The organism is Anaeromyxobacter sp. Fw109-5, from assembly GCF_000017505.1.
Classification (GTDB): domain Bacteria; phylum Myxococcota; class Myxococcia; order Myxococcales; family Anaeromyxobacteraceae; genus Anaeromyxobacter.
In genome coordinates this window covers 2,303,949-2,316,073 of sequence record NC_009675.1, presented here as the reverse complement: position 1 = coordinate 2,316,073, position 12,125 = coordinate 2,303,949, and the positions used below count along the sequence as shown (strand labels likewise).

15 protein-coding genes are annotated in these 12,125 nt (G+C 74.2%); 7 read left to right on the top strand and 8 right to left on the bottom strand.

What is annotated here, in order from left to right; genetic code table 11:
• Nucleotides 1–79: 79 nt before the first annotated feature.
• From ANAE109_RS10430 to ANAE109_RS10415, 4 genes are all read right to left on the bottom strand, one after another.
• A complete protein-coding gene (locus ANAE109_RS10430) occupies nt 80–745 on the bottom strand; it encodes a nucleotide exchange factor GrpE (protein ID WP_012096827.1) in 666 nt (221 codons plus the stop codon).
• 131 nt (nt 746–876) lie between these two features.
• Nucleotides 877–1,104, bottom strand: a complete 228-nt coding sequence (locus ANAE109_RS10425) for a hypothetical protein (RefSeq protein WP_012096825.1) — start codon at nt 1,102–1,104, stop codon at nt 877–879.
• On the bottom strand, nt 1,101–3,164 hold the full coding sequence (gene ftsH, locus ANAE109_RS10420) for an ATP-dependent zinc metalloprotease FtsH (protein ID WP_012096824.1): 2,064 nt from the start codon (nt 3,162–3,164) through the stop codon (nt 1,101–1,103). The genes ANAE109_RS10425 and ftsH overlap by 4 nt, the downstream gene beginning before the upstream one ends.
• 153 nt (nt 3,165–3,317) lie before the next feature.
• On the bottom strand, nt 3,318–3,707 hold the full coding sequence (locus tag ANAE109_RS10415; RefSeq protein ID WP_012096823.1) for a (deoxy)nucleoside triphosphate pyrophosphohydrolase: 390 nt from the start codon (nt 3,705–3,707) through the stop codon (nt 3,318–3,320).
• Nucleotides 3,708–3,807: 100 nt separating this feature from the next.
• Between ANAE109_RS10415 and ANAE109_RS10410 the strand changes: the two genes are divergently transcribed.
• The gene (locus ANAE109_RS10410; protein ID WP_012096822.1) at nt 3,808–5,193 is read left to right on the top strand and encodes an MBL fold metallo-hydrolase RNA specificity domain-containing protein; all 1,386 of its coding nucleotides are present in this window, start codon (nt 3,808–3,810) and stop codon (nt 5,191–5,193) included.
• A complete protein-coding gene (locus tag ANAE109_RS10405) occupies nt 5,190–6,032 on the top strand; it encodes a homocysteine S-methyltransferase family protein (protein ID WP_012096821.1) in 843 nt (280 codons plus the stop codon). The genes ANAE109_RS10410 and ANAE109_RS10405 overlap by 4 nt, the downstream gene beginning before the upstream one ends.
• 5 nt (nt 6,033–6,037) lie before the next feature.
• Here the strand turns inward: ANAE109_RS10405 and pheA are convergent, their stop codons facing one another.
• From pheA to ANAE109_RS10390, 3 genes are all read right to left on the bottom strand, one after another.
• Nucleotides 6,038–6,865 carry a prephenate dehydratase gene (pheA, locus tag ANAE109_RS10400; protein WP_012096820.1) on the bottom strand — a complete coding sequence of 276 codons (828 nt, stop codon included), beginning with the start codon at nt 6,863–6,865 and terminating at the stop codon, nt 6,038–6,040.
• Between the two features lie 51 nt (nt 6,866–6,916).
• Nucleotides 6,917–7,336 (bottom strand): large conductance mechanosensitive channel protein MscL, encoded by a 420-nt coding sequence (mscL, locus tag ANAE109_RS10395; protein ID WP_012096819.1) that lies wholly within the window; start codon nt 7,334–7,336, stop codon nt 6,917–6,919.
• A 112-nt stretch (nt 7,337–7,448) separates the two neighbouring features.
• Nucleotides 7,449–8,105: an HAD family hydrolase gene (locus ANAE109_RS10390; protein WP_041448265.1), complete on the bottom strand. Its 657-nt coding sequence runs from the start codon at nt 8,103–8,105 to the stop codon at nt 7,449–7,451.
• 112 nt (nt 8,106–8,217) lie between these two features.
• Between ANAE109_RS10390 and ANAE109_RS10385 the strand changes: the two genes are divergently transcribed.
• The 5 genes from ANAE109_RS10385 (at nt 8,218) to ANAE109_RS10365 (ending at nt 11,128) form a co-directional block, all read left to right on the top strand.
• The gene (locus tag ANAE109_RS10385) at nt 8,218–8,535 is read left to right on the top strand and encodes a hypothetical protein (protein ID WP_049768566.1); all 318 of its coding nucleotides are present in this window, start codon (nt 8,218–8,220) and stop codon (nt 8,533–8,535) included.
• 300 nt (nt 8,536–8,835) lie between these two features.
• Nucleotides 8,836–9,102 carry a rhodanese-like domain-containing protein gene (locus tag ANAE109_RS10380; protein WP_041448264.1) on the top strand — a complete coding sequence of 89 codons (267 nt, stop codon included), beginning with the start codon at nt 8,836–8,838 and terminating at the stop codon, nt 9,100–9,102.
• Between the two features lie 317 nt (nt 9,103–9,419).
• The gene (locus ANAE109_RS10375; protein ID WP_041448263.1) at nt 9,420–9,599 is read left to right on the top strand and encodes a hypothetical protein; all 180 of its coding nucleotides are present in this window, start codon (nt 9,420–9,422) and stop codon (nt 9,597–9,599) included.
• Between the two features lie 127 nt (nt 9,600–9,726).
• Nucleotides 9,727–10,314, top strand: a complete 588-nt coding sequence (locus tag ANAE109_RS10370) for a GyrI-like domain-containing protein (protein WP_012096815.1) — start codon at nt 9,727–9,729, stop codon at nt 10,312–10,314.
• 43 nt (nt 10,315–10,357) lie between these two features.
• Entirely contained in the window at nt 10,358–11,128 is a 771-nt protein-coding gene (locus ANAE109_RS10365; protein ID WP_012096814.1) for an SDR family NAD(P)-dependent oxidoreductase, read from the top strand.
• Between the two features lie 4 nt (nt 11,129–11,132).
• On the opposite strand, the gene dmeF is transcribed toward ANAE109_RS10365, so the two are convergent.
• Complete coding sequence (dmeF, locus tag ANAE109_RS10360) at nt 11,133–12,125, bottom strand: CDF family Co(II)/Ni(II) efflux transporter DmeF (protein ID WP_012096813.1); 993 nt, start codon at nt 12,123–12,125, stop codon at nt 11,133–11,135.

The following is a 12,125-nucleotide window of genomic DNA, read 5'->3' as shown; positions in this document are numbered from 1 at the left end:
TGATCCGGATCCGCCCGAAAGACGTGCGGCCGGGAAAACTATTCCCGCGCGCCCGCCGCTCCGGCGGACCGCGCGCATGCTACGCCTGGGCAAGGCGGCCGACCCGGACCCGCGCGGGGCGAAGAACGCGCTCGCCGATGCGATATCCGGGGCGGATCTCGTGCAGCACGACACCGTCCTGCTCCGCGTCCGCGACGGCGATGGTGTCGATCGCCTCCGCGACGTGCGGGTCGAAGCGCTGACCCTGCACCGGGATGCGCTGCGCGCCCAGCTCGGCGATGCGCTTGTGCAGCGACGCGAGCGACAGCCGGACCCCCTCGGCGAGGTTCCGCAGCGCGTCTCCCTGCCCCTCACCCGCGGTGCTCACCGCGGCGAGCGCGCGCTCCAGGTCGTCGGCGGCCTCGAGGAGCGCCTGCGCCACGTTGACGCGCTCCGCCTCCACGACGCGCGCCCGCTCGCGCTCGAGCCGCTGGCGGAACGCCTTGTTGTCCTCCACGAGCGCCGCATAGGCCCGCGCCAGCTCTTCGATGCGCGCCTGCTGGGCCGCGAGCTGCGCTTCGCGCGGATCGGCCGCCGTCTCCGGCGCCGCCGCCTCCTCGGACGGCGCGTCGGCGCCGGCGCCCGGCGTCTGCTCGGGATCCCCCTCCACCGGCCTGCCGTCGGGACGGAACCGCCGACGATCCACGACCTTCACCTGCGGCTCGCCGGCCTCCGGGGCGGGCGCGCCGCGTCGCTCTTCGGACATGCCTTGTCGTGACCTCCGGCCGCGAACCTAACCACACGCTCGGGGCTGTCAAACGTCGAAGCCCCCGGCGGCGACGCGCCACCGGGGTCGGTCGAGGAGGCCGGAGCGGTGCCGCCCTCCCCGGCGATCTCTCAGGGGATCGGCGGCTCTCCCGGCAGCTCCTGGACGGTGTCGCCGCGTCCGTCGCGGATCTCCACCCCCGCGGCGCGCAGGCTGTAGAAGAGGAGCCACCGCTCCGCCGGCGAGAGGCTCCCCTGCGGAAGCGCCCGGTCGATCTCCTGGAGGGAGAGGTGCCCGCGGCGGATGCCGGTCTGGAAGAGGACCTTGCGGGCCTCGTGGCTCTCCGACCCGTGCTTCACTCGTGGTCCCCGGGCGCGGTGCCCGCCACCGCCTGCGGCGCGCCCCACGTGTCGCGGTGCTCCTCGGCCATCGCCACGGGACGGGCCGGGTGCTCGGGGGGCGCCTCGGTGTGCCCGGGGCCGTGGATCGTGTCCGGCCGAGCCACCTTCGGGCCCCAGAGGCGCGTCATCTCCTCCTCCTCCACCACCTCGGCCGTGAGCAGCCGGGCGGCCATCGCGTCGAGCCGTTCGCGGTTGCGCCGCACCGTCTCTCGCGCGCGCTGCTGCGCCTCCAGCACGAGCGACTGCACCTCGCGGTCGACCTCGAGCGCGGTCTGCTCGGAGTAGGTGCGCGTCTCGAACGCCTTGCCGAGGAAGGAAGGCGCGCGCTCCTCGTTGAGCGCGATGGGGCCGAGCGCCTCGCTCATGCCGTAGTCGCGCACCATCATGCGGGCGAGGCCGGTGGCCTGCTGGAGATCGTTCGAGGCGCCGGTGGACGGCTCGCCGAACACCTCCTCCTCGGCCACGCGCCCGCCCATGAGCCCCGCCATGCGGTCGCGCAGCTCGGAGCGCGTGAGGAGGTAGCGATCCTCGATCGGCAGCTGGAGCGTGTAGCCGAGGGCGCCGAGGCCGCGCGGGATGATCGACACCTTCGTCACCCGGTCGGCGTGGGGCAGCATCCAGGAGACGAGCGCGTGCCCGGCCTCGTGGAACGCGACGATCTCCTTCTCCCGCTCGTTGATGCGCCGGCTCTTCTTCTCGAGCCCCGCCACGACGCGCTCGATGGCCTCCTCGAACTCCGACCGCGTCACCGCGCTCTTGTTGCGGCGGGCGGCGAGCAGCGCGGCCTCGTTCACCACGTTCGCGAGGTCGGCGCCGGCGAAGCCGGGCGTGCGCACCGCGATCGAGCGGAGGTCCACGTCCGCGCCGAGCTTCACGTTCTTCGCGTGGATCTGGAGGATCTTCTCGCGGCCGCGCTTGTCGGGACGGTCCACGAGGACCTGACGATCGAAGCGGCCCGGGCGCATCAGCGCGGGGTCCAGGATCTCCGGCCGGTTCGTCGCGCCCATGACGATGAGGGAGGCGCGCGCGTCGAAGCCGTCCATCTCGGCGAGCAGCTGGTTCAGCGTCTGCTCCCGCTCGTCGTGGCCGCCGACCACGCCGGAGTTGCGCGACTTGCCGAGCGCGTCGAGCTCGTCGATGAAGACGATGCACGGCGCCTTCTGAGTCGCCTGGGCGAAGAGGTCGCGGACGCGCGCGGCGCCGACGCCGACGAACATCTCGACGAACTCCGAGCCGGACAGCGAGAAGAACGGGACCCCCGCCTCGCCCGCCGTGGCGCGGGCGAGCAGCGTCTTGCCGGTGCCGGGGGGACCGACGAGCAGCACGCCCTTGGGGATCCGCCCGCCCAGCCGCCGGTACTTCTCCGGCGTTTTCAGGAACTCGACGATCTCCTGGAGCTCCTCGACGGCCTCGTCGATGCCGGCGACGTCCTGGAAGGTGATCCCGGTGTCCGGCTCCATGTGGACGCGCGCGCGCGACTTGCCGAACGCCATCACGCCCGGCGGGCCCTGTCCCATCTGCCCGGACATGCGCCGCATGATCCACGCCCAGAACAGGAGCCCGAGCGCGATCGGCGCGACCCAGACCCAGAAGAGGTCGCCCATGCCGCCGCCGGACACGGCGTCGTACGGGACGCCCGCCTTCTCCACGAGCGGGACGAGCTCGCTGTCGCCGCCCGGGATGCGCGTCGCGACGTACGGCAGCGCCTGGCCGCCCTTCTCGCTCTTCTCGCCCTCCGCCTTCGCTCCCTCGGAGCCGCTCTCCACCGGCTTCGGGATGCCGCGCACCCAGTCCGGCCCGATCACCACGCGCTCGAACGAGCTCTGGCGGACCATGTCCTTGAACTGGGAGTACGGGATGCGCCGGACGCCCACGTCCTGGAACGCGCGGAAGAGGAAGACCGCCAGCGCGATGAGCACGAGCCAGGCCGCCGGTGAGGCGAGCGGCACCCGTGTTTGCGGTCCCTGGCGCGAGCCCCGCTCGCCCCGCTGTCCGTGTGGCTTCTTGTCGTCCGGCACTGGGCCTCCCGCCCCTCTTCGCAAGGAATCTGTGCATGTCGGGGGAGCGGGCAATCCGCCGCCTCACGTTGGAGCGCCCCGATCCGGGGTCGGGACTTCCGGGGAGGCCGGATGGGTGCTGAGGCGCGCGCGAAGCGGGCGGGTGGCCGGGCGCTAGAGGCCGAGGAGCTTCGCGATGGTCTTCTCGTCGGCCGCGGGGAACTCGTACTGGTCGAGCTCGTCGGGTCGGACCCAGCGGTGGGCGTGCACGCGGAGGTTCTGGATGGGCCCGGTGACGAGCCGGCAGCGGTACACGCAGAAGTCGATGTCGTAGCTCTCGTACGCGTGTTCGACGTGGATCACGCGGTCGCCGACCTCGACCCCGATGCCCATCTCCTCGCGCAGCTCTCGCGCGAGCGCGGCGGGATCCGTCTCGCCCGCCTCCACGCGGCCGCCGGGGAACTCCCACAGCAGCGGCAAGGAGGCCCGCGGCGGCCGCTGGGTGATGAGGTACTTGCCGTCCTGCTCGATCATCGCCCCGACGACCCGGATCTTGCGGCGCATTCCGTTTGTCTCCGCCGAGCCGCCCGGAGGCGCTCGCGCTGCGCAGTCGAGCTCAGGTCGGGCACGCGCCGACCCCGGTGAATTGTAGAATCGGCGCATCATGGCGTCCATCCGCTTCCTCGGCGCGGCGGGTACGGTCACCGGCTCGCGCTTCCTCGTCGAGTCCGGGTCCGTCCGCGTCCTCGTCGACGCAGGCCTGTTCCAGGGGCAGAAGGAGCTGCGGCTCCGCAACCGCGCGCCCTGGCCCGTGCCGCCCTCCTCCATCGACGCGGTGGTGCTGACGCACGCCCACGTGGACCACACGGGGGCGCTGCCGCTGCTGGTCCGGGACGGATTCCGCGGCCTCGCGCACTGCACGCCCGCCACGCGTGACCTGGCCGGGCTCCTCCTGCCGGACTCGGGGCGGCTGCAGGAAGAAGAGGCGCGCTTCGCGAACCGGAGGGGGTACTCGAAGCACGCCCCGCACGCGGCCCCGCTCTACTCCGAGGCAGACGCGCTCGCGGCGCTGCCGCGGCTCTCCCCGCTCCCCTACGACGAGGAGCGCGCGATCGCGCCGGGCGTGCGCGTTCGCTTCCGCCGGGCCGGCCACATCCTGGGGAGCGCCCTCGTCGAGCTCGCGCTCGACGGGCCGCGGCCGCTGCGGCTGCTCTTCAGCGGCGACCTCGGCCGCTACGGCGCGCCCATCCTCCCGGATCCCGATCCCGGCTCCCCCGCCGACGCGCTCGTGCTGGAGAGCACCTACGCGGGCAAGGCCCACCCGGACGCCTCGCCCGCGGCCGCGCTCGCCGAGGAGATCCGGCGCGCCGTCCGCGCGGGCGGCGCGGTGATCATCCCCGCCTTCGCCATCGGCCGCACGCAGGAGGTGCTTTTCACGCTCCGTGCGCTCGAGGCGAGGGGCGAGATCCCGGCGCTCCCGGTCTTCGTGGACTCGCCGATGGCGGTGGACGCGACCGCGCTGTTCCTCGCGCACCGCGCGGACCACGACGACGAGACGACCCGCCTCATCGAGGCGGGAGAGGAGCCGCTCCGCCCCGCGAAGCTCTCCTTCTGCCGGAGCACCGACCAGTCCAAGGCCCTGAACGACGTGCGCGGCCCGTGCGTCATCCTGTCGGCGTCGGGCATGGCCACCGGCGGCCGCGTGCTCCACCACCTCGCCCGCCGCCTCCCCGATCCGCGCACGACCGTGCTGCTCGTGGGCTTCCAGGCGGCGGGCACGCGCGGCTGGACCTTGCAGAGCGGGGCGCCGACCGTGCGCATCCACGGCGAGGACGTGCCGGTGAAGGCCCGCGTGGCGACGATCAGCGGCTTCTCGGCGCACGCCGACGAGGCGGAGATCTCGCGCTGGCTCGCGACCTTCCCCTCCCCGCCGGCCCGGACGCTCCTCGTCCACGGCGAGCCCGCGGCGCTCGCCGCGGCCAAGGCGCGCATGGACGGGCTCGGCTGGAGGGCGCACGTCCCGGCCCACCTCGAGGAGCTCGCGCTGTGACGAGCCTCCACGAGGCGCCCGGCGCGCCGACGCTGCTCGACGGCGGCATGGGCACCGCGCTCGTCGCGCGTGGGCTCCCGCAGGGTGCGCTCCCCGAGGAGTGGCTGCTCGCCCGCCCCGACGCGATCGCGGAGGTCCACGCCGATCACGCCCGGGCGGGCGCGGAGATCGTCCTCACCTGCACGTTCAACCTGGCGGCGCCGCGCCTCGCGCAGCGCCTCGACCCGCCGCGCGTCGAGGAGCTCGCCGCGATCGCCGTGCGGCTGGCGCGCGGGGCGGCGCCCGGCGCGCGTGTCGCCGGGGCGCTCGGGCCGACGGGGCTGGCCGCGCCCGGTCGGCCCGCGCCGATCCGGAGCCTCGCGGCCGGCTACGGACGGGCCGCGCGCGCCCTGGCGGCGGCCGGCGCGGACCTGCTCTGGCTCGAGACGCAGCACGACCGCGCCGAGGCGCGCCTCGCCCTCGTGGCCGCCCGCGCGACCGGGCTCGACGCGGTCGTGACCTTCACCGCGCTCGGCGACGGCGCGACGCTCTCCGACGGCACCTCGGTCGAGGAGGCCCTGCTCGCGATGGCGTCGCTCGGCGCGAGCGCGGTCGGGGTGAACTGCGGCGCGCCCGGCGCAGCGCTCGGGGCGCTCGCCGCCTGGGCGAAGGCCACCCTCCCCGTCCCCTTCGTCGCGAAGCCGAGCCCCGGGCTCCCGGGTGCGGTGCGCTCGCCGGACGCCTTCGCCGCGGAGCTCCGGCCAGCGCTCGCTGCCGGGGTCGCGCTCGTCGGCGGCTGCTGCGGCGCCTCGGGGGATCACCTGCGCGCGCTCGCCGCGGGATGGCGGGCTCCTCGCTGACGGCGCTACGGCGCCCCGCCGCGCGGATACGAGCCGAGCAGCCACAGGCGGTGCACGCGCGCGCGGACGCCCGCGAGCGCCTCGGCCGCCGCCGGCTCGAGCCGGTGCGCCTCGAAGTCGAGGAAGAACACGTAGTGGCCGAGGGCCTGCTTCATCGGGCGGCTCTCCACCTTGGAGAGGTTGATCCCGCGGCTGGCGAGCTCGCCCAGCACCTCGTACAGGCCACCCGGGCGATCCCGGTCGAGCGTGAAGGCGATGCTGGTCCGGTCCGCGCCGGTCGGCGCCTCGTCGGCCTGCGCGAGCAGGACGAACCGGGTGAAGTTCTCGTCGACGTCCTGGATCGACTCGGCGAGCAGCGCGAGGCCGTAGCGGTCGGCGGCGGCCCGCGAGCCGATCGCCGCGGCGCCGGCCTCGCCCGCGGCGACCTTTCTCGCGGCCTCCGCCGTCGAGTGGGTCGGCTCGAGCGCCGCGCCCGGGAGCCGCTCGCGCAGGAAGCGGCTGCACTGGCCGAAGGGCTGCGGGTGCGAGAGGACGCGGCGAACGTCCTCGAGGCGGGTGCCCGGAGGGGCGAGGAGGTGCTGGCGCACGGGGAGGAGCAGCTCGCGGCGGATGAGCGGGCCGGGCTCGCCGACGAGGAGGTCGAGCGTCGCGCCGACGCTCCCCTCGATGGAGTTCTCGATGGGGAGGAGCGCGCCGTCCACCTCGCCCCGCCGGAGCGCGTGGTACGCGTCTGCGAAGGTCGGCTGCGGCACCGCCTCGCCGCGCGCCAGATCGCAGCGCGCCACCGCCTCCTCGCTGAAGGTGCCCGGCGGGCCGAGGTACGCGATGCGCATCCCCGACTCTTACCACGCCCGCGGCGCGGGGACGGCCGGACGCGCTCGAGCTCAGACCTCCGAGGTGCAGGCGCGGCAGCGGAGGGCCGCGGCCGGGATCGTCTCCAGGCACTGCGGGCAGGCCTTCGTCGGCGCGGGCGGCGGCGGCGCGCGCACGAACGCCTTCAGGACGAGGAACACGACGAGCGCGATGATCCCGAACTCGACGAGCCGCCCCACCACCTCGCCGTAGCCGATGGCGTTGCCCCCGCCGATGTCGAGCTTCGCCTGGCGCCACTCGTCCTGGCCCGGGAGCAGGAGCCCCACCACCGGCATGACCACGAAATCCACGATCCCGCTGACCACCTTGCCGATGGCGGCGCCGATCACGACGCCGGCCGCGAGGGCGATCACGTTCTGCTTCAGCAGGAACTCCCGGAACTCCTTCGCCAGGCCGCCGGCCCGGCGCGTCGCCTCGAGCCCGTTCACCATGCGTCCTCCCCATCGGGCGGCGGGCGTGAGCCGCCACGACCTTGCCACCGGCGGGAGCTTAGCTCGGCGTGCGGGCCTCCGGGCGCGTCCGGAGCCGCTCGGAGGGGGCGCGCTAACCGGTCGCGGCGACGAGCGCAGGCAGCGGCCCGAGGTCCTCGAGCAGCGTCTCCGCGCCGGCCGCGAAGAGGCGCTCGCGATCGCACGCGCCGTGCAGTACCCCGATGGCCCGGACCCCCGCGGCTCGTGCAGCCGCGATATCGTGCGGCGAGTCGCCGACGAGGATGGCCTCCGGCGGGGGCCGCTCCAGCCGCGCGAGCGCGACGTGCACCGGCTCCGGGTGCGGCTTGCTCCGGAGACACGTATCCGCGCCCACGATCGCTCGCATGTAACGCAGGAGCCCGGTGTGCCGGAGGGTCCGCAGCGCACCTTCCTCGGTCTTGGCCGTCACCACGCCGACCGGGTGCCCCCTGGTAACGAGGAGCTCGACCACCTCGAGGGCGCCAGGAAAGGGGCGTGTCATGCGGTCGTGGTTCTCGACCCAGTACTGCCGGTAACGGGCCACGAGCGGGTCCACGTGCTCGGGGTGACGAGCGAAGGAGGCGATCTGCGCCCGCAACGGGGTGCCGATGCCCGCGATCCACTGAGCGTCCGTCGGACAGTCCCCGTACCCGGCGAACGCATGACGCACGGAGGCGAGGATGAAGGGCACCGTGTCGACGAGCGTGCCGTCGAGGTCGAAGAGAATGGCGATCGGAGGCCGTTCCGACAAGAGACCCGGAGCATAGTGCAAATTCTCCCTTTGCGCCGCGCGCGGAGTGCCTAACGTTCGTTTCGAGATGACCGGCGCGTCTATCGTTCGATGGCAAGCGGGAGATGCGGTCGTGCTGGCCGTACACGGCGCGTTCGACGGCGCCTCGGCCTGGGCGCTCCGGCTCGCCATGGAGGAGTCCGACGCCGCGCGGTTCGTCGTGGACCTCACCCACGCGGTGGAGGCGTTCGAGTTCGCGGCGAGCATCCTCGCGAACTTCGCCCGGGAAGCGCGGCGCACCAAGCGGGTCTCCTTCCTGCCCGGCACACCCGATCACGCCCGCCTGCTCGCCGGCTTCGGCCTGGAGATGATCGAGGACGAGGTCGAGATCCCCATCGCGGGGCCGAGGTGGTCGGCCGAGACGGATCTCGAGTCCGGCGCCACCGCCTGAGGCAGGGCGCGCTCGCGCCTCCAGGAACCGTCCGCTGGCACCGCGCGGGGCCGTGCGCTAAACCATGGTTCGTGATTCGCGATCACCTTCGGTGTCGCGAATCACGCCATGGTTTAGCCATGTTCTGACGGGGGCTGCGCCCCCGCCCCGCCGAGCGAAGCTCGTCGGGGCCCCACCCCTGCTACGCGGGGCCCGGGCGCGCTTCGCCCCTCGGGGCTCGCGCGCCGTCCCGCGGGCGCGGCTTCGCCGCGCTGTTTCCGAATCGCGCACGGTCGTTTAGAGGTTGCCCCGGAGGTGCAGATGCGTCGGAGCCTGGGGGTCGTCATCGCGCTGGCGCTCGGTTGCGGCTCGCGCGGCGGCAGCGAGCCGTTTCGCGTCGCGTCCATCTCGGACGTGGAGAAGATGCTCGGCGCCCCCGGCGTGACGATCGTCGACGCCAACGTCCGCGATCTGTTCGAGCGGCATCACCTCCCCGGCGCGCGGTTCGCCGGCGACGGGCCGCTGCGCGAGGTGCTGCCGGAGGATCGCGACGCGAGGCTGGTCTTCTACTGCTCGGGTCCGCGGTGAACTGCCAGTCACGAGGCCGCCCGTGAGGCGGCCCAGCTCGGCTACAGGACACTGTGGGTGATGACCGACGGCATCTCCGGCTGGATCGCGGCCGGGAAGCCCGTGGAGACCGGTCAACGCTGAGATGAGCTCGCGGCCTCGCGCCGCGCGGCTCCGCGCCGCGTCCGCAGGCGCGCGAGATCGCTGCGAGACCACCGCGTCGCACACTGGACTACGCCCTGGAACGTGGGACTCCCGGACCGTGGGTACTGGGCGAATACTCGCACTGTTGGTTCCGCGACCCGGTCTGGCGTCACCCACGATGTCCGGAGGAACCGATGGACCCCATCCACTTCGTCACGAAGGACTCGGCGCTCTGCGGCGCGGCCGACGCGCGGTGGTGCACCATCCTCCGGGACACGGTCACCTGCGTGGAGTGCCGGCGCCGGCTCGTCGAGCGTGACGACCGCCTGCACGCATCGCGGTGCGGCGCCCCGGCGCAGCCTCTGCCCCGCTGAGCGGCGTGCGAGCGTCGGCAGGCCCGCCCCGCAGACCGGGGGGCGCACGGGGCTCGCGCCGGCTCGTCGCAGTTGCGCCTCGGGCCCATCGTGCGCGTGTTTTCCTGGGGAGCACGGGGGTGAACGCATGCCGATCGCACGCGCGGCCGAGTCGCCGTCGCCGCCTGCACGGGGGGAGTACGCCGCAGCGGAGACGCCGCGCTTCGTGACCGTCGCGCCGGCCCGCTTCCTCGCCAAGGTCGGTCGCGGCGAGCCCGGGGGCGCCGTGTTCCAGGCGGACGTGGCGGCGCTCTGCACGGTCGCGGAGGAGCTGGCGCGCCGCGGCGTGGCGGTCGAGCCGGCGTTCCTGGAGGCGCTCTGGTGGACGCCCGACGTGACGCATGGGCCATTCACCTGGGAGCTGCTCCTCCGGCTCGGTCCCGGCGTGACGATCGGCCGCGCCGAGCTCGCCGAGGTCGCCGCCGCCATCCAGGACCAGGAAGCCTCGCGCGCCGTCCGCGTCCAGGAGCTGAACGAGGGCGAGTGCGTGCAGACGCTGCATCGCGGGCCGTACGACGCGGTGGGGCCCGCGGTCGCGCGGCTCGAGGCGGCCGCCCGGGAGGCGGGGCGGCGGCTCGCGCCCCCCATCCACGAGATCTACCTGAACGGCCCGCCCACGCCGCCCGAGGCGTTGCGCACCATCGTGCGCCACCCGCTCGCTCCGCTCGAGGGGTGACGAGGGCGGACCGGACGTTCCTCCCCGGCGCTACACTCGCCTCATGGACCTGGGACTGGGCGGAAAGGCGGCGATCGTCACCGGGGGGAGCCGCGGGATCGGACGCGCCATCGCGCTCGAGCTCGCCCGCGAGGGCGCGCGGGTGGCGGTGGGCGCGCGCGGGGAGGACGCGCTCGCGGAGACGCTCCGCGCGCTCGAGGCCGCGGGTCCGGGCCCTCACCTCGCCGTGCCCTGCGATCTGACCACCGCGGGCGGGGTGGACGCCCTCGTCTCCGGGACGGTGCAGCGGCTCGGCGGCGTCGATCTGCTCGTGAACAACGTGGGCGGCTCGGGCGCGAGGACGGTCGCCGAGGCCGACGAGGCGGACTTCCGCGCGGTGCTCGATCGAAACCTCTTCCCCGCGCTGCGCGCGAGCCTCCGGGTGATCCCGGAGCTTCGCCGCCGCGGCGGCGGCGCCATCGTGATGATCTCCTCGATCTGGGGCCGCGAGGCCGGGGGCGGCCCGTCCTACAACGTCGCGAAGGCGGCGGAGGTGAGCCTCGCGAAGGCGCTCGCGCGGGAGCTCGCGCGGGAAGGCATCCGCGTGAACACCGTCGCGCCGGGATCGATCGCGTTCCCCGGCGGCGGGTGGGAGCGGCGCCGGCTCTCCGATCCGGAGGGCATCGCCGACTTCGTCGGCCGTGAGATCCCCGGGGGGCGCTTCGGCCGGCCGGAGGAGGTGGCGGCCGTCGTCGCCTTCCTCCTCTCGGCGCGGGCGAGCTGGGTGAACGGCGCGTGCTGGGTGGTGGACGGCGGGCAGAGCCGCGCGTTTTGACCGCTCAGGCGACGCCGCGCGTCTCCGAACCGTCGCAGCGGTGCACCTCGACCGTGACGTGCACGAGATCGGGAAACGCCGCGAGCCGCTGCTTGTAGGCGGCGGGTGGGCGCGGCGCGTCGCTCACGACCGACACGATGGCGCCGAGGTGCCTCGGACCGACCCGCCACACGTGCAGGTCGGCGACCCGATCCCCTCCCTGCTCCAGCGCCCCACGGATCTCGGCGCGGCGCGCCGCCGAGGCCTCGGCGTCGAGCAGCACCGACGAGGTGTCGCGCAGCAGGCCGTACGACCAGCGGGCGATCACCACCGAGCCGACGATCCCCATCACCGGATCCATCCAGCTCCAGCCGAGCGTCCTCCCCGCGAGGAGCGCCACGATGGCGAGGACCGAGGTCATCGCGTCGGCCAGCACGTGGAGGTAGGCGGCGCGGAGGTTGTGGTCCCGGTGGCCATGGCCGCGATGGACGTGGTCGTGGTCGTGGTCCTCTCGACCGTCGTGGGCGTCGAGGTGGTCCGTCCCGTGGGCGTGCCCGTGCTCCTCGTCCCGCAGCAAGAACGCGCAGAACAGGTTCACGGCGAGCCCCACGCAGGCGACGAGGATGGCCTCGTCGAAACGGATCGTCACCGGCGACGCGAGCCGGACGGCGCTCTCCGTCAGGACGAGGAGCGCGATCACCGCCAGCCCCACCGCGCTCGCGAACCCGCCCAGCGCGCCGACCTTGCCCGTCCCGAACGTGTAGCGAGGGTCCGCGGCGTGCTTGCGTGCGTAGGCGTAGGCGAACGCCGCGACGGAGAGGGCCGCCGCGTGCGTGCCCATGTGCCAGCCGTCGGCGAGGAGCGCCATCGACCGGAACAGGGTCCCGGCGACGATCTCCGCGACCATCATGCCGAGCGTGAGCGCGACGACCCAGCGGGTACGCCGCTCGGCGCGCGCCGGCTCGCGCCCGACGAACGCGTGATCGTGCTGCCAGCGCTCGACGCTCTCCATGTGCAT